The sequence below is a fragment of the Mesobacillus stamsii genome, assembly GCF_030814065.1.
Classification (GTDB): Bacteria; Bacillota; Bacilli; order Bacillales; family Cytobacillaceae; genus Mesobacillus; species Mesobacillus stamsii.
On sequence record NZ_JAUSUN010000004.1, the window covers coordinates 170,539 to 190,879 of the forward strand.

Annotated in this window: 21 protein-coding genes and 1 riboswitch; of the genes, 11 read left to right on the top strand and 10 right to left on the bottom strand. The window is 43.0% G+C overall.

Features of this window, described 5'->3' with window-relative positions:
* Positions 1-44 precede the first annotated feature (44 nt).
* The 5 genes from J2S25_RS04925 (at position 45) to J2S25_RS04945 (ending at position 5,898) form a co-directional block, all read left to right on the top strand.
* Positions 45-1,232 (top strand): MFS transporter, encoded by a 1,188-nt coding sequence (locus tag J2S25_RS04925; RefSeq protein ID WP_307191373.1) that lies wholly within the window; start codon positions 45-47, stop codon positions 1,230-1,232.
* 73 nt (positions 1,233-1,305) lie between these two features.
* On the top strand, positions 1,306-2,712 hold the full coding sequence (locus J2S25_RS04930; protein WP_307191374.1) for an MBL fold metallo-hydrolase: 1,407 nt from the start codon (positions 1,306-1,308) through the stop codon (positions 2,710-2,712).
* Positions 2,713-2,794: 82 nt separating this feature from the next.
* Positions 2,795-3,484: a response regulator transcription factor gene (locus J2S25_RS04935; protein WP_307191375.1), complete on the top strand. Its 690-nt coding sequence runs from the start codon at positions 2,795-2,797 to the stop codon at positions 3,482-3,484.
* The gene (locus J2S25_RS04940; protein ID WP_307191420.1) at positions 3,474-4,880 is read left to right on the top strand and encodes a HAMP domain-containing sensor histidine kinase; all 1,407 of its coding nucleotides are present in this window, start codon (positions 3,474-3,476) and stop codon (positions 4,878-4,880) included. Before J2S25_RS04935 ends, J2S25_RS04940 begins: the two co-directional genes overlap by 11 nt.
* Before the next feature lie 34 nt (positions 4,881-4,914).
* Positions 4,915-5,898, top strand: a complete 984-nt coding sequence (locus J2S25_RS04945) for a Gfo/Idh/MocA family protein (protein ID WP_307191421.1) — start codon at positions 4,915-4,917, stop codon at positions 5,896-5,898.
* Positions 5,899-5,935: 37 nt separating this feature from the next.
* Here J2S25_RS04945 and J2S25_RS04950 read toward each other — a convergent pair whose 3' ends face one another.
* Positions 5,936-6,991 carry a lactonase family protein gene (locus J2S25_RS04950; RefSeq protein ID WP_307191376.1) on the bottom strand — a complete coding sequence of 352 codons (1,056 nt, stop codon included), beginning with the start codon at positions 6,989-6,991 and terminating at the stop codon, positions 5,936-5,938.
* 203 nt (positions 6,992-7,194) lie between these two features.
* On the opposite strand from J2S25_RS04950, the gene nadE reads away from it, so the two are divergent.
* Positions 7,195-8,016: an NAD(+) synthase gene (nadE, locus tag J2S25_RS04955; RefSeq protein ID WP_307191377.1), complete on the top strand. Its 822-nt coding sequence runs from the start codon at positions 7,195-7,197 to the stop codon at positions 8,014-8,016.
* Between the two features lie 381 nt (positions 8,017-8,397).
* On the opposite strand, the gene J2S25_RS04960 is transcribed toward nadE, so the two are convergent.
* Positions 8,398-8,685 (bottom strand): hypothetical protein, encoded by a 288-nt coding sequence (locus J2S25_RS04960; RefSeq protein ID WP_307191378.1) that lies wholly within the window; start codon positions 8,683-8,685, stop codon positions 8,398-8,400.
* A gap of 257 nt (positions 8,686-8,942) precedes the next feature.
* Between J2S25_RS04960 and J2S25_RS04965 the strand changes: the two genes are divergently transcribed.
* Positions 8,943-9,464 carry a hypothetical protein gene (locus J2S25_RS04965; protein ID WP_307191379.1) on the top strand — a complete coding sequence of 174 codons (522 nt, stop codon included), beginning with the start codon at positions 8,943-8,945 and terminating at the stop codon, positions 9,462-9,464.
* Between the two features lie 524 nt (positions 9,465-9,988).
* On the opposite strand, the gene J2S25_RS04970 is transcribed toward J2S25_RS04965, so the two are convergent.
* The 6 genes from J2S25_RS04970 to J2S25_RS04995 form a co-directional block, all read right to left on the bottom strand.
* Positions 9,989-11,173 (bottom strand): acetyl-CoA C-acetyltransferase, encoded by a 1,185-nt coding sequence (locus J2S25_RS04970; RefSeq protein ID WP_307191380.1) that lies wholly within the window; start codon positions 11,171-11,173, stop codon positions 9,989-9,991.
* Positions 11,174-11,235: 62 nt separating this feature from the next.
* Positions 11,236-12,678 carry a GntP family permease gene (locus tag J2S25_RS04975; RefSeq protein ID WP_044390212.1) on the bottom strand — a complete coding sequence of 481 codons (1,443 nt, stop codon included), beginning with the start codon at positions 12,676-12,678 and terminating at the stop codon, positions 11,236-11,238.
* Between the two features lie 34 nt (positions 12,679-12,712).
* On the bottom strand, positions 12,713-14,305 hold the full coding sequence (locus J2S25_RS04980) for an acyl CoA:acetate/3-ketoacid CoA transferase (RefSeq protein ID WP_307191381.1): 1,593 nt from the start codon (positions 14,303-14,305) through the stop codon (positions 12,713-12,715).
* 45 nt (positions 14,306-14,350) lie between these two features.
* The gene (fabG, locus tag J2S25_RS04985) at positions 14,351-15,076 is read right to left on the bottom strand and encodes a 3-oxoacyl-ACP reductase FabG (RefSeq protein ID WP_307191382.1); all 726 of its coding nucleotides are present in this window, start codon (positions 15,074-15,076) and stop codon (positions 14,351-14,353) included.
* Between the two features lie 161 nt (positions 15,077-15,237).
* Entirely contained in the window at positions 15,238-16,125 is an 888-nt protein-coding gene (locus J2S25_RS04990) for a LysR family transcriptional regulator (RefSeq protein WP_307191383.1), read from the bottom strand.
* A gap of 121 nt (positions 16,126-16,246) precedes the next feature.
* Positions 16,247-16,762 (bottom strand): DoxX family membrane protein, encoded by a 516-nt coding sequence (locus J2S25_RS04995; protein ID WP_044390215.1) that lies wholly within the window; start codon positions 16,760-16,762, stop codon positions 16,247-16,249.
* A 232-nt stretch (positions 16,763-16,994) separates the two neighbouring features.
* Here J2S25_RS04995 and J2S25_RS05000 point away from each other — a divergent pair, with 232 nt between their 5' ends.
* A complete protein-coding gene (locus J2S25_RS05000) occupies positions 16,995-17,447 on the top strand; it encodes a DinB family protein (RefSeq protein ID WP_307191384.1) in 453 nt (150 codons plus the stop codon).
* A gap of 66 nt (positions 17,448-17,513) precedes the next feature.
* On the opposite strand, the gene J2S25_RS05005 is transcribed toward J2S25_RS05000, so the two are convergent.
* A complete protein-coding gene (locus tag J2S25_RS05005; protein ID WP_307191385.1) occupies positions 17,514-17,726 on the bottom strand; it encodes a methionine aminopeptidase in 213 nt (70 codons plus the stop codon).
* A gap of 291 nt (positions 17,727-18,017) precedes the next feature.
* Here J2S25_RS05005 and J2S25_RS05010 point away from each other — a divergent pair, with 291 nt between their 5' ends.
* On the top strand, positions 18,018-18,653 hold the full coding sequence (locus J2S25_RS05010) for an FMN-dependent NADH-azoreductase (protein ID WP_307191386.1): 636 nt from the start codon (positions 18,018-18,020) through the stop codon (positions 18,651-18,653).
* Between the two features lie 189 nt (positions 18,654-18,842).
* Positions 18,843-19,169, top strand: a complete 327-nt coding sequence (locus tag J2S25_RS05015; protein WP_500684431.1) for a nuclease-related domain-containing protein — start codon at positions 18,843-18,845, stop codon at positions 19,167-19,169.
* A 121-nt stretch (positions 19,170-19,290) separates the two neighbouring features.
* Here the strand turns inward: J2S25_RS05015 and J2S25_RS05020 are convergent, their stop codons facing one another.
* Positions 19,291-19,440: a hypothetical protein gene (locus J2S25_RS05020; protein ID WP_307191387.1), complete on the bottom strand. Its 150-nt coding sequence runs from the start codon at positions 19,438-19,440 to the stop codon at positions 19,291-19,293.
* A gap of 309 nt (positions 19,441-19,749) precedes the next feature.
* Here J2S25_RS05020 and J2S25_RS05025 point away from each other — a divergent pair, with 309 nt between their 5' ends.
* Positions 19,750-20,091 carry a metal-sensitive transcriptional regulator gene (locus J2S25_RS05025; protein ID WP_044396066.1) on the top strand — a complete coding sequence of 114 codons (342 nt, stop codon included), beginning with the start codon at positions 19,750-19,752 and terminating at the stop codon, positions 20,089-20,091.
* Positions 20,092-20,145: 54 nt separating this feature from the next.
* Positions 20,146-20,291: riboswitch (FMN riboswitch) on the top strand.
* Positions 20,292-20,341 lie beyond the last annotated feature (50 nt).

Sequence of the window (20,341 nt, forward strand, 5' to 3'; positions counted from 1 at the left end):
GAAACACGTTGACGTCGTAGATATAGTCAGAAAGGATGAAAGACATGAATCAACCAGCAAAAGAGGCTCAACAGCATCACGGCACTGAGAAAATTTGGAGCAAGGATTTTCTGCTTATTTTTTTAGCGAATTTCTTTATCTTCATGGGATTTCAAATGACATTGCCAACCATTCCGCTGTTCGTCGAGCAGTTAGGTGGTAATGACCAATTAATCGGCTTCGTCGTTGGTGTTTTTACATTTTCCGCATTACTCGTGCGGCCATTTGTCGGCAGGATGCTGGAAACGAAAGGGCGAGGAATCATCTACCTGACAGGACTTGCCATCTTCGTTGTATCTGTTGGTTCATTTGGATTTGCTTCGGGAATGGCTTTGCTATTTTTCATGCGAATCATCCAAGGAGTTGGCTGGGGATTTTCAACAACCGCGTCTGGCACAATCGCAACGGACCTCATTCCGCCGAGGCGGAGGGGAGAAGGAATGGGGTTTTTTGGACTCTCCGGGAATGTCGCATTGGCGATGGGACCGATGCTTGGACTTGCTTTAGCTGCCGCTATTTCTTTTAAGCAATTATTTTTAATCAGTGCGGCTCTTGGTCTAGCGGCATTTCTCCTCGCATCAAGGATAACTTATAAAAAGGTGGAGAAAGCCGAAAAGGATCAGGAGAAGCGCAGATGGGATATATATGAGAAGACTGCCCTGCAGCCATCCTTGCTGTTGTTGTTCATAACGATCACCTTTGGAGGAATCGCTTCCTTCCTGCCGCTCTACTCGGCTCAGAAGGGAATCGCTGGGATTGAGTGGTACTTTTTTATTTATGCGGTGACGCTAATGCTATCAAGATCTTTTGCCGGACAACTTTATGATAAAAGAGGCCATGGTGCTGTTTTTCTGCCTGGGACATTTTTGATCATGATCGCGATGATTCTATTGGCTTGGCTTCCAAACAGCCTGGTGATGTTCATTGCGGCCGGCCTATATGGATTCGGTTTTGGATCTGTCCAGCCCGCATTGCAGGCTTGGGCTGTCCAGGAGGCACCGATGAACAGGAAAGGAATGGCGAATGCCACCTTTTTCTCCTTTTTCGATTTAGGTGTCGGAGTTGGGGCAATGGCTTTCGGTCAGATTGGCCACTGGCTTGGATATGGAAGTATCTACATCGCTTCCGCTGTTTCCGTTTTCGTTTCGATTCTGCTCTATATTTTGATGATGAAAAAACCAGCTAGAGCCTAAATTTCTTGTTTTTAAAAAATAGGAAGAGGGGTATAAAGGAATATAGGCACATAAAAATGTAGGGGGAATCTAGATGTATTTCAAGTCATATTTTGATGACCAGCTCGCCCATATGTCATACTTCATAGGCTGTCAGAAGACGGGACAGGCGCTTGTTATCGACCCGGCAAGGAATATTCAGCCTTATTTGGATACAGCCAATAAAGAGGGATTTACGATCACTGCCGCAACGGAAACCCATATTCATGCAGATTATCTGTCAGGTGCAAGAGAGCTCGCCCACCACCATGGAGTTAAGCTGTATGTATCGGATGAAGGGGATAAGGACTGGAAGTATCAATATGTTGACCAGTATGAGCATGAATTAGTTACGGAAGGATCAACCTTCCATATCGGGAATATTTATTTTGAAGTGATCCATACCCCGGGACATACCCCGGAAAGCATCTCCTTCTTATTGACGGATAAAGGTGGCGGTGCCAATGAACCAATGGGCATGTTTACGGGCGACTTCCTGTTTGTCGGCGACGTCGGCCGTCCTGATCTTCTCGAAAAAGCAGCAGGAATCAAAGATACATCCGAGGCTGGCGCTCGCCAGATGTTTGCGTCCCTCCGGAAAGTGGAAAAGCTGTCTGACTTCTTGCAAGTATGGCCAGCACACGGAGCAGGAAGCGCCTGTGGAAAATCACTCGGTGCCGTTCCGATGACCACTTTAGGTTATGAGAAAAAATTTAATTGGGCTTTCCAGATTAAAGAGGAGAATAAATTTGTGGAGGAGCTGCTAGCCGGTCAGCCAGAACCTCCGAAATACTTCGCCCAGATGAAGAAACTGAACAAGGAAGGTCCAGAATTGCTCAGACAGGAAGAGACACCTAAAGTGTCGCCGTCCGACACTAAAGTGTCGCCGTCCGACACTGGGAATGCAGTAGTCGTAGATACCCGGCCGGCAAATGAATTTGCCGCAGGGCACGCGGAAGGAACAATAAACATCCCGTACAATAAATCCTTCACAAACTGGGCTGGCTGGCTATTAAGCTACGATCAGGACATTGTATTGATTGCAGATCCAGAAGAACTAACTGAAGTGAAAAAATCCTTGCAGTCCATCGGGCTTGATCAGGTAACAGCATACATTGATTCGAAAGAATTAGCCGGCAGTCTGGAAGCATACAAGTCCGTCACCGCCAGCGAGGCAAAAAAAATGATGGAGGACGATACCTACTTTGTCATCGACGTCCGCAACCAGAGTGAATGGGATAGCGGCCATATCCCTGGTGCCCATCATATCATGCTCGGAAACCTGACCGACAAGCTTGACGAAGTGCCAAAAGACAAGAAAATCATTGCCCATTGTCAGTCAGGCGCACGCTCCGCGATCGGAACAAGCCTGCTTCTGAAAAATGGTTATAAAGATGTGCTCAATCTCGAAGGCGGCTTCAACGCTTGGGAAGCAGAAGGGCTTCCAGTTAAAAAAGAATAACACGAAAGCCAGCTCATTCTGTGAGCTGGCTTTTCTGTATGATAGACTTTAGATAACTGATTATGTAATAGAGGGGATTGCCGTGAAAATATTAGTGATTGAAGATAATGAGAGTGTGTGTGCAATGATTGAGATGTTTTTTTTAAAAGAGGGAATGGAAGGAGAGTTTGTGAATGATGGCCTCAAGGGGTATGAGGCATATAAGAGGGGGAACTGGGATTTAATGATTGTCGACTGGATGCTGCCTGGGATGGATGGGGTCAGCTTGTGCCGGAAGGTCAGACAGGAGGGCAGTGAGATTCCGATCATTATGCTGACAGCGAAAGATAGCGAGTCGGACCAGGTTCTAGGACTTGAGATGGGGGCGGATGATTATGTGACGAAGCCATTTAGCCCGCTTACTTTGATGGCGAGGATCAAGGCTGTTACGCGCCGGTATCATAAGCAAGATAACAGTGATGTCGGGACGAGCCATTTGAAAATCAACAAAGATACACGGGAGGTAAGCCTCGACGGCAAACCGCTAACGAATTTGACGCCAAAGGAGTTCGACTTGCTCCTCCTCTTCGTCCAGCATCCGCGTCAAGTATTTACTAGAGAACAGCTACTCGAGCGTGTTTGGGGTTATCAATATTACGGAGATGAACGGACGGTGGATGTCCATATTAAGCGGTTAAGGAAGAAGCTGGGTAGTGCTGACCAACCGTTCTTCCACACGGTTTGGGGAGTCGGCTATAAATTCGATGAAAGTGTTGATGTGCATGAAGGTTAAGTATATTTATCAGCAATTCCTCAGCCATATCAGCATCATCATTGTTGCTTTCCTGATCCTGAGTCTTGTTTTTACAAAGTATGTGGAAACATTGGTCTATAAAAACAAGACGGAGGAGCTTGTTTCCTATGGCGAGAATATTCTGCGCGACCTGGATCGGGGTGTGGAACTACCGGATCAGGTGATCAATCAATATGCACGAGTTCTGTTTGGCCGCGATATCCAATTCAGTGTGTTTGATGAAAATATTCAGCTGCTGAATCCCATCAAGTGGAGAGGCCCAGCAATTGAATTAACGGAAAAAGAGTGGAGTCAGCTTACAAACGGGAAGCCAATTGTCAAAAATTATGACTTGGAACGGTATAACCGTGCTGTGACCCTTGTGGTTTTGCCATATTTAGATCGTGGGCGTTTTGTTGGTGGTATTCTCCTGACCTCGCCAATTAGCGGGACACGGGAAACGATTGCCGAAATCAATAAGTATTTGTTTTATACGATGCTGATCGGTCTGTTCGTCTCTTTCTTGCTAAGCTGGATTCTGTCGCGGATTCACGTCAACAGGATCAAAAAGCTTCAGGAAGCTACATCCACAGTCTCAGCTGGGGACTATACGGTAAAAGTACCGAGTTCCGATTTTGATGAGATTGGCGAATTGGCAAAGGATTTTAACAGCATGGTTGACAAGCTGAATGAATCGAAATCGGAAATTGTAAATTTGGAAAATCGGCGCCGCCAGTTCATGTCCGATGTGTCCCATGAATTGAGAACACCGCTTACTACCATTAGCGGAATCGTCGAAGGACTAAGGAATGATATGATTCCCGAGGCGGAAAAAGAACGGGGGATCAATCTTGTCAGCCAGGAAACGAAGCGGTTGATTCGCCTCGTCAATGAGAATCTTGATTATGATAAAATACGCTCCAATCAAGTGCAGCTACATTTAGAGGATATCGAGCTGGTAGAGGTGTTTGAAATCATCCAGGAGCAACTTGAATTGCAGGCGGGGGAGCGCAATAACCAAATTAGAATAGAAGTGGAGGATTCGGCAAAAGTTTATGCAGATTATGACCGCCTTGTCCAAATTTTGATTAACATTACGAAAAATAGTATCCAGTTCACTGAAAACGGGATGATCACGCTACGAGGAAGGATGAAGGAGCAGATGACTGTAATAGAAATTGAGGATACCGGTATCGGCATTGACCCGGCTGAAATTGAAAAAATTTGGCATCGGTTCTACAAAGCAGATCTCTCGAGAACGAGCAATCCCTTCGGGGAATTTGGGCTAGGTTTATCCATCGTCAAGCAGCTAGTACAGATGCATAAAGGAAAAATTAAAGTAGAGAGCGAACACGGCAAAGGGACAAAGTTTGTGATTGAACTACCTTTTCGGTAAGATATAAAACGAGCTGAAGGAGAGGATGAACGAGATGGTGCGATTCGGAGTGGTAGGAACAAATTGGATTACGGAAGCTTTTATAAAAGGGGCAAGCCATCATATGGATTTCAAGTTGGCTGCAGTGTATTCCCGTACGGAGGAACGTGCTGCTAAGTTTGCAGACAAGTTCGGTGTGGAAACTATTTTTACGGATTTGGAAGCGATGGCCAAAAGCGATGCGATCGATGCCGTCTACCTTGCCAGCCCCAATTCTTTGCATGCCAGCCAGGCGATTATCTTTATGAAAAACGGCAAGCATGTTTTATCCGAAAAAGCGATTGCGTCCAACAGCCATGAACTTGGCGATATGATCAAAACGGCAAAAGACAATCAAGTGGTATTGATGGAGGCGCTGAAATCAACCTTAATGCCAAACTTCAAGGCAGTCCAGGAGAATCTGGACAAAATCGGTCCGATCAGAAGGTACTTTGCAAGCTATTGCCAGTACTCCTCTCGCTATGATAAATACAAAGAAGGAATCGTACTGAATGCTTTCAATCCGCAATTCTCTGCTGGTTCGCTGATGGATATCGGAATTTACTGCATATACCCGCTCATAGTGTTGTTTGGAGAGCCCAGGTCCGTTCAGGCGAATGGCTACCTATTAGAGTCTGGTGTCGATGGAGAAGGCAGCCTGTTATTGAAATACGATGAAATGGATGCGGTCATCCTGTTTTCAAAGATCACGGATTCGACGCTCCCTTCAGAAATACACGGAGAGAATGGAAACATCTGCATTGATAAAATCAGCTCGCCTGAAAAGGTGGAAATTTTTTACCGTGATGGCAGAAGAGAAGATCTATCAAGAAAGCAGCTAGCAGATCAGATGTTTTATGAAGCAGAGGAATTCATTACCTTAATTCAGCAAGGGAAAATGGAATCCAAAAACAATTCGCTCGAAAACTCGCGAATCACGATGAAGATTCTCGATGAGGCTAGGCACCAAATGGGAGTCAAATTTCCAAGCGATCACTAAAAAGGTAGGCAGGTTGTTTTAGCACCTGCCTACCTTTTTAGTAATTTAAAAACTTTACGCAAACCGGATCTGGAACCTTTATATCAGACTGTAATAAAGTTAACCTGCCTGTTTCAACATCACGAGAGTAGAGCGCGACATTGCTGGAGTTCTGGTTTGCGGCAATCAGGAAGTTTTCGCTTGGATCAAGCACAAAATCCCTTGGCCAATCTCCTTCTGTTGACGTATCTTCAATAAAAGTAAGCTTAAAGCTTTCTGGATCCACCAGGAAAACAGCAATGCTATTATGCCCACGATTGGCTGCGTAGACGTATCTTCCATCAGTTGAAATATGGATCGCGCTGCCTTGGTTGTTTTCGGTAAAATCTGCTGGCAGGGTGGAGATCGCTTGCATCTGTTCGAAGCTGCCATTTTCCCGCTCGTATGTTAAGACAAGAACCTCTGAACTGAATTCGGTCATCAAATAAGCGATTTTCTTATTTGGATGGAAAACAAGATGTCTTGGACCGCTGCCTGGTTTTACATGCATTCTACTCTTTTCTATCAGCTGGCCATTGTCGAGTTGGTAGGTAATCAACTGGTCGATGCCAAGGTCGATCACGGCAGCGTAATTCCCGTCCGGGGTAAAACCGGCAAAATGGGTGTGCGCTTTTTCCTGGCGCTCATCAGGCCCCGATCCTTCATGGGCCACGCTGGATAAGGTTGCCGAAATCCTTCCTGTTTCAGCGTTCAATAAATAAGAATTTGCAGAACCTTTATGGTAATTGGCGGACAAAAGCAGGGTGTTGTCCGGATTCACGCTCACATGGCAGGGAGATGATCCTGGAGCAAGCTGCGAATTGATGAAAGATAATTTTCCGGATTCGAGAATATCAAAGCCAGCCACTCCCCCGTTACCACCTTCTTTTGCAACGGCGTATAGGAAGCGGTTATCCTCGCTTATGGTCAGGTAAGTAGGATTTTCCAGCGCAGCTGCTGGTGTTACATTAAGAATCTTTTGATTTGCTACATCCAGTGTAAAAGAGTAGATGCCTTCACTGTCCCCTTTTGTATACGTACCGAAATATCCTTTAAATGTTTCGTGATTCGTCATTATGGATTGCCTCCCGTTCTTTCAAATAGTTGTATGTATTCTAGTCTAGCAAAAAACAGGCAACAGACAAAATGTTACGTTCCTAAACCGGAAGGGTAAAATGAGTCTAGATGTCAGATTTTCTGACTAACATCTAGACTTTGAACTTTAAATTGGATATGCTACGGTTAAATAGTTTCACGTGATTTTCGAGGAGGGTTATCATGAGTTTGCAAAAACAGATCATTGCGGCTTTGAATGTGAAGCCACAAATTGATCCCCAGCTAGAAATCAGGAACAGAATTGACTTTTTAAAAAAATATTTGCTTACAGCACAGGCAAAAGGATTCGTACTTGGAATCAGCGGCGGCCAGGACTCCACTCTCGGTGGAAGACTGGCCCAGATGGCTGCAGAGGAATTGCGGTCGGAAGGCAAGGAGGCAAAGTTCGTGGCTGTCAGACTTCCATATGCTGTCCAAAAGGATGAGGATGATGCCCAGAAAGCATTGGAATTTATTCGACCTGACCAAACAATCACCTTCAATATCCAGCCTGCTGTCGATACTTTCAATTCACAATTCGAAGCAGCGATCGGCGGCAAGATGACGGATTTCAATAAAGGGAATGCAAAGGCAAGGATGAGAATGATTACCCAGTATGCTATTGCCGGACAGGAAGGCATGCTGGTAGTTGGGACAGATCATGCTGCCGAGGCAGTAACCGGTTTTTACACGAAATACGGTGACGGAGGGGCCGACTTGCTGCCACTATCGGGCTTGAATAAGCGACAGGGCCGGGAGTTGCTCAAGGCATTGAACGCTGGCCCGGAACTTTACTTAAAAGAGCCGACTGCGGACCTTTTGGACAATAAACCGCTTCAGTCAGATGAGACGGAGCTTGGTGTCAGCTATGAAGCAATTGATGATTACTTGGAAGGAAAGCAAATAGAGGAAGCAGCCGCTGCGAAAATTGAAGGCAGATACCTTGCTTCAGAACATAAACGGCAGATGCCCGCAACCATGTTTGACTCCTGGTGGCAGAAATAACAAGGAACAAGCAAGCTGCGCTGGTCGAAAAAAGCGTAGCTATTATGCATGAAAAGATAGAAGATAAAAAAAGGACGGATGAATTGGCTAACGGGTTCGTTTGATGGAGAGAAAAATGCAAATAACACTGTAAATATCATGCTAAGTAGCATAGATATTTACAGTGAATTGGCAATATAAATGGTAAGTAAAAACGCTCAGATTTCTGAGCGTTTTTTGATGTAGTTTTTTACTATACTTATTGAGCTAACGCACCCGTTAGTTTAAGTGCACTTATTCACAAACTTAACTTTAAATAATATGCTCAATGCATGGTAGCAATCTGAGAAGATCCATAACCTGTATAAAGCCCACTCAATGAGGGGGGCTTTTTTACCTAACCTACCATTTTTTTAGTAACCCGCCACCTTCGCACCTAGTATCATTGCCTCCTTCACAGCTCGCAAAAAGGTAATAATAACCTGAAGATGTCACTGTCCAATAACCCCAGTTACCACCTTCCTTTACCGCAAGAAGTTCTTTTGAAACTGGTGCACCAGCTGAGTTATAAACCCTAAACCCTACTTGCATGATTCCAGGTGCATCATTATCCCAAGCGTAATATATGGTTTCACCTTTAGCGAAGTATGCTGTGCCAGTGGCAGCATACTGTTGTTGGCCATAGTACATTCTAACCGCTCTACACTTTATATCATCACTGTAACAAGTTGTATAGGCATACGCTGAATTTATCCCAAAACTAAATACCGATAGGAAAGTCAAGAAACACCATAATATTAACCCGGTTTTCTTCTTCATTACGTACAATCACCTCAACATTATTTTATTAAATGTAATATTTCTCCAAATCAATGTAAATTTCCTGCATAATATTTTAAAAAAATCATAAAATATCTAAATCAAATCAAATTGGGAAGGTATTATTTATGAAAAAATTATCGAAAACCTTATTTTTGTTGGGCTTCCTATTCGCTATTCTTGGTTCTATAGCATTTGCCAAGGATGAAATCATTTCTAAATATGAGGGTTTGGGTTATACTTCATCCAAAGAGGCAATAACAAAGTTTGAGAATAAATATAAACACTTAATATTTGCAGACACCAAACTAATTGCTAATGCACCTTTCAAAATTACTCATAATTTCGGCTCATATCAGTTAAAAGATGAGTTCCTAACTTTGGAGTATTTAAATGTAGATTCAAACTCCCTATTCAAAGTTATGGTTTTCCCTGAAAAGAACGCAATTCCTCTTAGTTCACAAGAACAAATAGGAGCATTCAGTGATGGATCCAATTATTCTTATATGCAAGAAGATGACTTTTTGATATTCAGATTCAGTACAAGCAATTACGCTTATGTTCTTTCGACTAACCATTTTGTACGAGAAAGTAGGCTAGGTATACGTTACTTCACAAATTTAGCTGAAAGCATTAAGAAATCGGAATGACTAAACAGGAAAAGCCCCTCTCTGTTGATAACGTTTTTACTTTTGAGGTGGAAACAGTCAAATATAATATGGAATCTCATAGCTAATCACTGATAAAGCACAGGTTAAATCATACAAAAAAGACCGACTTTGGATAAAGCGGTCTTTTTTATATTACCAATTATTGTCTTATTTAACTAAACTGCTCTTTAGTTTAAGAATAACTCTTCACAAACTCTCTCTATATTAACATAAAATTTCCATTTACTTCAAAAATAGTGTCCTGATTAGCACCAGTTTTAGCACTGATTTTAACAACATCGCATAAATTTATGTGATGTTGTTAATTTGCATGCGTATTTATGTGCTAATTAGTATGCTAAATCTGTTAAATCATTGATATAACAACAAAAAAGAGGACACCAATTCATATGCGAATGATGTCCTCAATTAGGTTGTTATTTAATGTTTTCTCCCCAGTAACCGAACCCGTTATGAATTGGCATCCGTCCTTTTTTAGGAATAAGAAAGTATAAAATTCTTAATTAAATATTTTCAATGATGGTTGCTACGCCCATTCCGCCGCCGATGCAGAGGGTGGCCAGACCATATTTTTGTTCGCGTTTCTTCAGTTCATGAATTAGTGTGACGAGAATTCTTGCGCCGCTTGCACCAATTGGATGACCAAGTGCAATGGCACCACCGTTAACATTGACATTGTCCTCGCTCATGCCCAGTTCCTTCATGACGGATAGAGCTTGTGCAGCAAATGCTTCATTTGCCTCAACTAAATCGATATCTGTTAACTCCATGTCAGCTTTCTTAAGAGCTTTCTTGACAGCCTGAACGGGTCCGATCCCCATGATGGACGGGTCAACGCCTGCGGATGCATTTGCCTTGATTGTTACTAGCGGAGTGATTCCTAGTTCTTTTGCCTTTTTGCCACTCATGACGACAACTGCAGCTGCACCATCATTGATTCCAGAAGCATTGGCAGCAGTGACTGTTCCGTCTTTCTTGAAGGCAGGTCTTAACTTGCTAATCTTCTCCAGCGTACTGCCGAATTTAGGATGCTCATCCTGATCGACGATGATAGGGTCACCTTTTCGCTGTTTTACTTCGATAGGGATAATTTCATCCTTAAAGCGCCCAGACGTTATTGCGGCTTCTGCCCTATTCTGGCTTTTGACTGAGAAAGTGTCCTGTTCGCTGCGTGAGATATCATACTTTTCGGCAAGATTTTCAGCAGTAATTCCCATATGATAATCATTGATTGCACATACGAGTCCATCGCTAAGCAAAGTATCTACAAGCTTTTGGTCGCCCATTTTAAAGCCTTCCCGGGCACCATTGAGAACAAAAGGTGACAGGCTCATGTTTTCCATTCCGCCAGCGACGATGATGTCCGCTTCACCGGCTGCTATTGCCTGATATGCCAAGTGAACAGCTTTCAACCCTGATCCACAAAGTTTATTAATCGTCATCGATGGACATGTGTCAGGCAATCCCGCTCTTAATGCAGCCTGTCGAGCCGGATTTTGACCTAGTCCAGCCTGAAGGACATTTCCCATAATGACTTCATCGACCAAATCAGTGCTTACATTCGCTCTTTCCAATGCCGCTTTAATTGCAGCAGCTCCGAGGTCAACTGCAGCTACCTTCGACAAAGCCCCGCCAAACGTTCCAGTAGCTGTTCTTACCGCACTTGCAATCACTATTGTATTTTCCATTTTTCTTGCCCCTTCCGAATTGAAATTAGAAAGGAGGATCTGCTCCTCCTCTCCTGTTATCATTATACTAGTCCCGTTAACTTGTAAACTGCAATGATGAAGAACACAGCCAAAGTTTTTATGACAGTGATAGCGAAAATATCTTTGTAAGATTGCTTATGAGTCAATCCTGTAACTGCAAGCAATGTGATGACTGCTCCGTTGTGCGGGAGGGTATCCATTCCTCCAGACGCCATTGAAATGACCCGGTGCATAACCTCTGGGGGAATATTAAACTCATTGATTGCTTTCATATATGTTTCTGACATTGCACTCAAAGCAATTCCCATTCCGCCTGAAGCAGATCCAGTCACACCGGCAAGGGTAGTCGTCGTCACTGCTCCGTTAATCAGAGGATCTGTGAAAGTAGTAGAGATACCTTTGCTGACAACCGAGAAGCCAGGCAAAGAGGAAATAACGCCGCCAAAACCATATTCAGCTCCCGTGTTCATTGATGCAAGCAAGGCACCGCCAATTGCTGCGTTGATTCCAACTTTAAAGCCTCCGGTAACCTTTTTCCAGTTATAGAGAAGGGTAGCCAAGATTCCAAGGATTAAGGCTAGCTCAACGGACCAGATTCCGACCACTCCGGACATTTGGACTGTTCCGTATGATTCAAGGCCAATTTTGGAAAAATCAAAACCGTTCGGATACCATTTTGGCAGATTCACTGTGAAGAACTTGTTGGCAACTCCTACAAGGACCAATGGAACGAATGCCAAAACAGCTCTATAGGTGTTTGTTTTAGCTGACATATCAATGGTGCTGCCACCATCCTCCAGTGCATCAGCTTCCGCAGCAGCGGCAGATTCGGCATTATCCATTCCATAGAATCCTTCTCCTTGTCTGGCCGCTTTTTTCCGGAGCGTTTCCAGGTAGAGCATTCCTAATGTAAACACAAGAATTGCTCCAAGGATTCCAAGTACAGGTGCCGCGTAAATATCAGTACCAAAAAAGCTGGTTGGAATTACGTTTTGAATCTGTGGTGTTCCAGGAAGTGCATCCATTGTGAAGGTAAAAGCCCCAAGTGCAATGGTACCTGGGATTAATCTTTTCGGAATGTTCGCCTCTCGGAATAAATTTTTAGCAAATGGATAGATGGCGAAAACGACAACGAACAGGCTGACACCACTGTATGTTAAAATTGCGCCCATTAGAACAATGGCCAGGATAGCGCGCGTGCCGCCGACTAATTTAATGATGGATTTGGCGATTGACTCCGCTATCCCAGACATTTCAACGACTTTACCGAAAATCGCTCCCAGCAGGAATACCGGGAAGTAGCTCTTGATAAATCCGACCATTTTCTCCATGAAGATGTTGCTGAAAAAAGGAAGCACATGGCTTGGGTCCGTCAGCAGTACAGCCAAAAGGGCGGCAATTGGTGCAAAAAGGATAACAGAAAATCCTTTATAAGCCGTAAACATCAGTAAACCCAAGGCCAAAAGGATAATAAATAGCTCCATTGGAAAACTCCTCTCAAATACATCGTTTTTTTTATTAAATTGCTAGATTGTGAAAACCAGAAGTCGTGATATCTTTTAAACCCATTGGCTCATCGGTGAAAATCTTGCTGTCCATCAATTTTAAGCTTTTCGCAATCAATGGCCTGAATCCCATTTGGGACAGAACATCTTTTTCTAAATGGATGCCTGGGGCGATTTCTGTCAGTGTTAATCCCTCAGGCAAAAGTTCAAAGACGGCACGCTCGGTGATATAGATAACCTTTTTGCGATTTTCCCGTGCTACTTCTCCGCTGAACGTAATTTGTTCGACTTCTTCAATGAATTTCTTTGCTTTGCCTTCCTGGAGAATTTCCAGCTTCCCACTGCCTGTCGCTACCTTCAAGCTTCCGGCAGTGAACGTTCCGCAAAATGCAATCGTCCCAGCATTTTGGGTAATATTGATGAATCCGCCGCATCCGGCGATTTTAGGTCCGAACTTTGAAACATTAATATTTCCTTTTGTATCACATTGAGCGAGGCCAAGGAATGCGGCATCAATTCCACCGCCATCGTAATAGTCAAACATGTACGGCTGGTCAATGATGGCCTCTGGTCCGATCGAGCAGCCAAAGTCCAATCCGCCAGCAGCTGTGCCGCCAATCGCACCTGGTTCAAGCGTAGGAGTGAACAGATCATTCATTCCTTCTTCCTGCAGGACATTTGCGATAATTTCAGGAACACCAATTCCATAATTGATTACTTTAATATCTTCGTTCAATAGCATCGCGGCACGGCGGGCAATCACTTTGCGCTCGTTGAGTGGATATTTTTTTGTTGACTGCTTGTGAACGACATCGCTTCGGTAAAAGTCTTCGTTATGCTGCGTGCCAAAGGTTTGCATATGGTTTGCCAGGTTTTCCGCAATGACCACATAATCGACGAGTATCCCTGGTATAGCAACAAGCTTAGGGTCGATCGAACCATTTTTGACCATCTTTTCTACCTGGACAATTACTTTCCCGCCGCTGTTGCGTGCATTCATGGCAATGGAGAGGATTTCCAGGGTAAGCGGTTCCTTTTCGAAGCTGATATTCCCATTTTCATCAGCAACCGAACCTTTCAACAACGCGAAATCAAGTTTCTGAGTTTTATAGGCAAGATAGGGACTACCATCGAAATGTACCTTCTCGACTATTTGTTCGCTGGTGGTTTCATTCAGTTTGCCGCCATCAATATCCGGATCGACAAATGTTCCAAGGCCGACATGTGTAATAGTGCGCGGCTTACCAGCTGCTCCGTCACGGAACATTTGTGAAATTACACCTTGCGGCAGGTTATAGGCTTCGATTTTATTATTTACTACTAGTGGCTGGAACTTTGGAGCGAGACCCATATGTCCGCCAATGATTCTTTTTACTAATCCTTCATGGGCATAATGATTCATGCCGCGATCCACTCCATCACCATTCCCGGCTGCATAAACCAGGGTAAGGTTTTTAGGGGAGTGGTTTTCAAGGAATCTTTTTTCTACTTCTATATAAATCTCTTCTGCAACTCCTACGCCGATAAACCCGCCTAAGCCAACAACCGCATTGTCGGTAATCAGATTCGCTGCATCCTGTGATGAAATGATTTTAACAGAAGACATATTCAACACCTCATTGTCGTTTTCTCATTCTGTCTAAAAGTATGATTAAAGCCTTAAACCGCCATTTACTTCAAGAACGTGTCCATTAACATAGCTCGACTCGTCACTAGCTAGGAACAATACAGCATTCGCAATTTCCTGCGGCTGCCCAAGACGTCCGAGCGGAGTTTTATCCCTGATTGGCTGAAGGACTTTATCAGGTACAGTAGCCATCATTTCTGTTTCTACATAACCTGGTGCAATCGCATTGGAGCGTACTGCAGCACCTTTGCGCGTGAATTCTTTCGCCCATGTATAGGTCATGCCGATTACACCGGCTTTTGTGGCTGCATAATTCGTCTGACCAACGTTTCCATAAACGCCAACAACGGAGGAAATGCTAATGATGGAGCCTTTGCCATTTTCCATTATGATTGGAGCGACTGCCTGAGTCAGGTTGAAGACACCTTTTAGATTCACATCTATAACTGCATCCCACATATCCTCCGTCATTTTTTGAATTAGCGCATCTCGAGTGATACCGGCATTATTTACAAGAACATCCACTTTCCCTACTTCATTTTTCACATTTTCGACAAATTTCGCTACCTGGTCACGATTCGTCACGTTTACTTGAACTTGCTGTACATTCGGCAAATCATATTCGCCGATTCCCATATCGAGTGAATAGATTCGTCTAGCTCCTTCGCGCGAAAGCGTTTCCACAATCTGGCGACCGATGCCACGTGCTCCTCCTGTAACAATAGCAACTTTATCTTCCATTCTGTTCATAATGTAAGCCCCCTACGTAAATTAATATGAGTACACTAATAATGTAAGCGGTAACACAAATAAAAGAAAATACATATAAATCATAGTATGAATAACTTTTGGTTATGGAATAAAAAAAGAGTGAAGGTTGGGGATCCTTGCACTCCTGCGGAAATAATGACTTATTGCTTTGCTATATTTTCTTTAATATATTCAATGAATTTCCTTGCGGCAAAAGAGATGTATCGCTGCTTTTTTACAATGACGGCAATCCGCCATTTCATTTCCGGATGATCGATTCGGATTTGCTTAATATTTTTGCTGTTGAATCTTGCGAGGATGGGCCGCGGCAAAATCGAAATTCCCTGGTTAAGACAGACCAACTCCGTAAGAAAGTCCCACTGCGAGCTTTTAAAATAAATATTCGGTTCAAAGCCGGCTTCCCGGCAAGCTTTAATGACATGATGGTGGAGAAGAAAGGTGTCATCCAGGAGAGCAAAGGTTTCATCCTTCAAGTCCTCGAATACTACTGTCTCCTTTTCAGCCAGCGGATGATCGTTATGGACGATTAAAACAATCTCATCCACCGTCACAGGAATGTATTCAATTTGGTCAGAAAGCTTAGGCAAAATCACAAGCCCAAGGTCGACAAAGCCTTTTTCCACCATTTCATACACGGTCACAGCCCCGTTTTCAATGATTGAAAGATTGATACCAGGATATTTTTTTCTGAAATTCGCAATCAGTGGAGGGAAATAGCTTGTCCCGATGACAGGAGGAATGCCAACACTCACATTTCCGGTCCTTAAATTTTTAGTATCCTGAATCGCTTCCGTGATGGAATCCATCTCCAGGAGCAGTTTTTGGCCCTCTTCGAAAAGCTTTTCTCCTACATCAGTTAATGCCATTTTATGCTCGGAACGATCAAAGAGCTGGACTCCGAGTTCCTCTTCCAGTTTTTTTATCATTTTGCTTAAAGCAGGCTGAGAGAGATGCAGATTCTTCGCTGCAACTGTAAAACTGTTATCCTTTGCGACTTGCACAAAATAAGCCAATTGCCGTGTATCCATCTTGACTCCTCCGTATCATTCCATGCTATCGTTATTGTACCATACGCTGTCCGCTGCTTTTGAAGAAAAAAACAAAAAGCCCTCTGCCGGTTTGGCAGAGGGCTTTCTATATATGAAATGGTTAAACTGCTTTATGCGCTGCTTCTGGTGTTTGTTTGAAGACAGCCTTGCGAATGAAAGGAACGACCCAGCGGTCCAAGCCATATTTGCCAGCATTGAAGCCTGCAAACAGGAGGATAAATCCGAAGAAGATGTCCGTTGGGTTATGGGATACAGTGCCGGCCAGGAAGAAACTGAAGTTCATCACAAGCCCGAAGAACATTGCTGCAGTTGTTAAACAACCTAATATCAGTCCAAGACCGATAAGGAACTCTCCAAGCGGCACGATAAAGTTGAATAAATCAACGTTTGGAATTGCAAAGTTTTCCAAGAAATTCACATACCATCCATACACCATATGTCCATCTGGACCTTTCACTGGATTGGCGACAGCGCCTTTCAAAAATCCAGTTGCGTCAAAACCTTCACCAGTCAATTTTCCCCATCCAGCAGTCATCCAGTTGTAACCGAGCCAAACACGAATCACAGTCAACAGGCCAGCAGCAATATTGTTTTCTCTTAACCAATTAGCGAACATCTAAATCGCTTCCCTTCACAATATAATGATTACACTTATAAAATATCAAAGTAATGAAGGGAAATCTGTGAAAAAAGTGTGAAGTCACACATCATCCATAATGTTTTGAACATTTTTTGACAACTATTTCCCTTTTTTGGATAATATACCCTAAAGGGTATAAGGTCTTTTTCTTGTCACGTAGATAGGGAATGGATAAAATAATCATTAGCAACCAGGAAAGGGGAAAATAATGAGCGAACTATTGTTTAAACAATTTGCTTTAACGAGACAAAAATTTTTGCAGGAGATTGAAGGATTAAACCGTGAGCAGGTGAGTTTTCAACCGGAGGGCTTCAATAATAATATCCACTGGAATACAGGCCACGTGCTGACGGTGACAGAACAGTTCATGATGGGTTATCCAGAAAAATCGAATCATCTTCCGGGAAGTTACATAGAGCTTTTTGGCAATGGAACACGTCCGTCAGACTGGACTGGGAATGTTCCATCCGTTGAGGAATTGGCTAATCAATTGAAAGCGCAGCTCGAAAGAATCAATGAGGTACCGTCATCCATGCTCGATCAAAAACTGGAACAGCCAATTTTCGGATTGGAGACGCTTGGGGAGCTAGCTAATAGGAGCTTGTTTCACGAAACCTATCACCTTGGCCAAATTCATGCGATGAAAAGACTAATAAAATAATCACAGTTAGATGGCAATGTGAGAATTGTCCATAAAGAAAATGGCTCTGCTTATGCAGCGCCATTTTTAAGTTGTGCTCTCGTTCCAATCAGAATATAATCCACTTCCATTGCAACCTGGACATTCATACGGTGCCGTGTAATAAACAAATTCATTCGCGGAAAAAGCGTAGTAACCCTTGCCATGGCAGTCAGGGCATTTATTTTGATCCTTCATATTGGTCAGGTGGTTTTCGTATCTAGTATTTCTCCATTGATTAAGCGCATTGAATAAACTCAAAATCATACACCTCCAGTTCTATGCATAGTTTGGCGAAAATTACTTATTTTTATGTATAGTTTATGGAGAAATTTAGTTTTTGCCCCGGGTACGAGCACATAGTGTTACTGAAAAGGGTCTGGAAAAAAGCTATTCATAGAGAAAATAGGTAAAATTCCGAAAAAGGTCTTACTGAGCGAATTAATTGACCAGTATAAAAAGACGTATTAATATCTCGAAGTGGACTATTTTCATTTCGAGACATATTTTAATCGAAATGCCAAAAATAAGATAGATAGGTGGAATTACATCATGGCAAAAGTTTTATACATCACAGCACATCCACTGACTGAAGAACAGTCATTCAGTTTGTCAGCTGGCAAAGCCTTTATTAACACATACAAGGAACAAAATCAGCTTGATGAAGTCTTTCATCTGGATCTATTCAAAGAAAACATCCCATACATTGATGCCGATGTTTTAGGCGGCTGGGGCAAACTGCAAAAAGGCACTGAATTATCCGCACTAACTGCAGAAGAACAGGCCAAAATCGGCCGTCTTGCAGAGCTGGTTGACCAGTTCACAGCAGCAGACAAATTTGTTTTCGTGACACCGCTATGGAACTTCTCATTCCCGCCAGTCATGAAAGCATACCTAGATGCAGTCGCAGTCACAGGCAAAACATTCAGATATACACAAGAAGGCCCTATTGGTTTAATGACCGATAAAAAAGCCCTTCACATCCAGGCTCGCGGCGGATATTACTCAGAAGGACCAGCTGCGGACATAGAAATGGGACACCGGTACATCGAAACAATCATGAACTTCTTCGGCGTACCATCAATTGAATCCCTGATTCTTGAAGGTCACAACGCAACCCCTGAAAAAGCACAGGAAATCAAAGAAAACGGAATTGCGCGTGCGAAGGATTTAGCCCATACATTCTAATAAAAGATTGACAAGAACAAGCTTAGACATCCAAAAACAAAAGTGTTGATAGTAACCAGAAAAAGCTGTGCAGATTCTCCTGTACAGCTTTTTCTCATTTAGGATGGTTTTCTAGTAGAAAAAGCTTGTTAAATATTCGAATAAAACATACTAATTAATTGCAATACAATATGAATGGAGGAATGTTTTTTGATAGTGAAAACCCGTGTGGAATCGTTGGAACTACAGATTCTGAGAATGCTGAATTCCAGAATGAGCCTGACTCCGAAAGAACATAGTAACTATCTTTATTTGGAAAAAGGATATGAAGGCGAAGTGATTTTTGATCATTGGATGGAGGAGGTAGAAAATGGCTTCCTGGTTTTGAATGATTTGCTTTTGGAACATAGAAATACCAAGTTCCAAATCGATTCCCTATTCTTGTCAAAGATTATTCGCATGTTCGAAGTGAAAAACTTTGAGGAGATTATTTTATTGAAGGCGATAGATGGTACACCCACAATGGAGTGGAAATAAGCAATCCGCTCATACTAATGGAACGAGCAGAATCTCTCCTGCGAAGGATGGTCCGAGACCTTGGATACAACATAAAAATTGGATCAACACTAGTCTTCGTGAACCCCCACTTTGCCCTCTATCAAGCACCGCGTAATTTACCAATTATCTTTCCAAACCAGATTCCAAGACTTCTTAAAAATAAATCTGCAAAAACAATTTGCTCCAATAAAAGATACCCACATAAACCTAGCGGAACGGCTGCATTCCCTGCATACCCAAGATTCACCATACTCACGGCTGCCTGAATATAGTTTCAACAAATTGAAAAAGGGAATAACATGTTCTCATTGTCATAGCATCAATACGATCGTTACTCGAAAAACACTATTATGTAGCAATTGTGGGAAACGGGAAAATGTACATGATGCAGTATTGAGAAGTATTAAAGATATCCAATTACTTTTTCCGGAAGAAGCTTTAGTCATTGTCTAGCCTATTTAGCACCATGCAATAGGATGTAATTTTGTGGTTTAATACAGGCTTTTATGAGGGGTACGATAAGGGGGTATGATAAAATATACAAAAGGGGGGTTTTTAGATGGACAGTTTAGAGCCCAACGTACACTCAACTGACTGTGGGGACAGCTGCTGCGCCTCAGTGCGAAAAAGCCATCACTCTGAAAAAACGAAGAAAAATCTCGTTAATAGATTGAATCGGATAGAAGGACAAATTCGCGGTATTAAAGGGTTGATTGAAAGAGATACGTATTGTGATGATGTGATCACGCAAATTTCTGCAACTCAGGCGGCATTGAACAGCGTAGCAAAGCTGCTGCTTGAAGGGCATATGAAGTCTTGCATCGTTGAACGGATTCAGGAAGGTGACAATGAAGTGATTGATGAACTGCTGACGACGATTGAGAAACTGATGAAAAAATAAGAAGCTAGTTTGTTGTGCTTTCCAGAGCATATTCTGTATAATGATGCTAATTGAATATTCCTTCGGGGTCGGGTGAAATTCCCAACCGGCGGTGATGAAGCATTTGCTTCTTAGTCCGTGACCCGGTTAACATTTGTTAAACGGTGGATCTGGTGAAACTCCAGAGCCGACAGTTACAGTCTGGATGGGAGAAGGGAAAAACAAGGATAGCAAAAGGGACGATTATCCCCTTTTATATCCTCTTGTTTGA

Bases quoted from the DNA above. Each gene is read 5' to 3' on its own strand.
- J2S25_RS05020 (WP_307191387.1), bottom strand. From the start codon at position 19,440: ATGGTGAATCTTGGGTATGCAGGGAATGCAGCCGTTCCGCTAGGTTTA.
- J2S25_RS04940 (WP_307191420.1), top strand. From the start codon at position 3,474: ATGAAGGTTAAGTATATTTATCAGCAATTCCTCAGCCATATCAGCATC.
- fabG (WP_307191382.1), bottom strand. From the start codon at position 15,076: ATGAACAGAATGGAAGATAAAGTTGCTATTGTTACAGGAGGAGCACGT.
- J2S25_RS04975 (WP_044390212.1), bottom strand. From the start codon at position 12,678: ATGGAGCTATTTATTATCCTTTTGGCCTTGGGTTTACTGATGTTTACG.
- J2S25_RS05025 (WP_044396066.1), top strand. From the start codon at position 19,750: ATGGACAGTTTAGAGCCCAACGTACACTCAACTGACTGTGGGGACAGC.
- J2S25_RS05000 (WP_307191384.1), top strand. From the start codon at position 16,995: ATGAGCGAACTATTGTTTAAACAATTTGCTTTAACGAGACAAAAATTT.
- J2S25_RS04990 (WP_307191383.1), bottom strand. From the start codon at position 16,125: ATGGATACACGGCAATTGGCTTATTTTGTGCAAGTCGCAAAGGATAAC.
- J2S25_RS04950 (WP_307191376.1), bottom strand. From the start codon at position 6,991: ATGACGAATCACGAAACATTTAAAGGATATTTCGGTACGTATACAAAA.
- J2S25_RS04995 (WP_044390215.1), bottom strand. From the start codon at position 16,762: ATGTTCGCTAATTGGTTAAGAGAAAACAATATTGCTGCTGGCCTGTTG.
- J2S25_RS04945 (WP_307191421.1), top strand. From the start codon at position 4,915: ATGGTGCGATTCGGAGTGGTAGGAACAAATTGGATTACGGAAGCTTTT.
- nadE (WP_307191377.1), top strand. From the start codon at position 7,195: ATGAGTTTGCAAAAACAGATCATTGCGGCTTTGAATGTGAAGCCACAA.
- J2S25_RS04965 (WP_307191379.1), top strand. From the start codon at position 8,943: ATGAAAAAATTATCGAAAACCTTATTTTTGTTGGGCTTCCTATTCGCT.
- J2S25_RS04930 (WP_307191374.1), top strand. From the start codon at position 1,306: ATGTATTTCAAGTCATATTTTGATGACCAGCTCGCCCATATGTCATAC.
- J2S25_RS04925 (WP_307191373.1), top strand. From the start codon at position 45: ATGAATCAACCAGCAAAAGAGGCTCAACAGCATCACGGCACTGAGAAA.
- J2S25_RS04980 (WP_307191381.1), bottom strand. From the start codon at position 14,305: ATGTCTTCTGTTAAAATCATTTCATCACAGGATGCAGCGAATCTGATT.
- J2S25_RS04960 (WP_307191378.1), bottom strand. From the start codon at position 8,685: ATGTACTATGGCCAACAACAGTATGCTGCCACTGGCACAGCATACTTC.
- J2S25_RS04970 (WP_307191380.1), bottom strand. From the start codon at position 11,173: ATGGAAAATACAATAGTGATTGCAAGTGCGGTAAGAACAGCTACTGGA.
- J2S25_RS05010 (WP_307191386.1), top strand. From the start codon at position 18,018: ATGGCAAAAGTTTTATACATCACAGCACATCCACTGACTGAAGAACAG.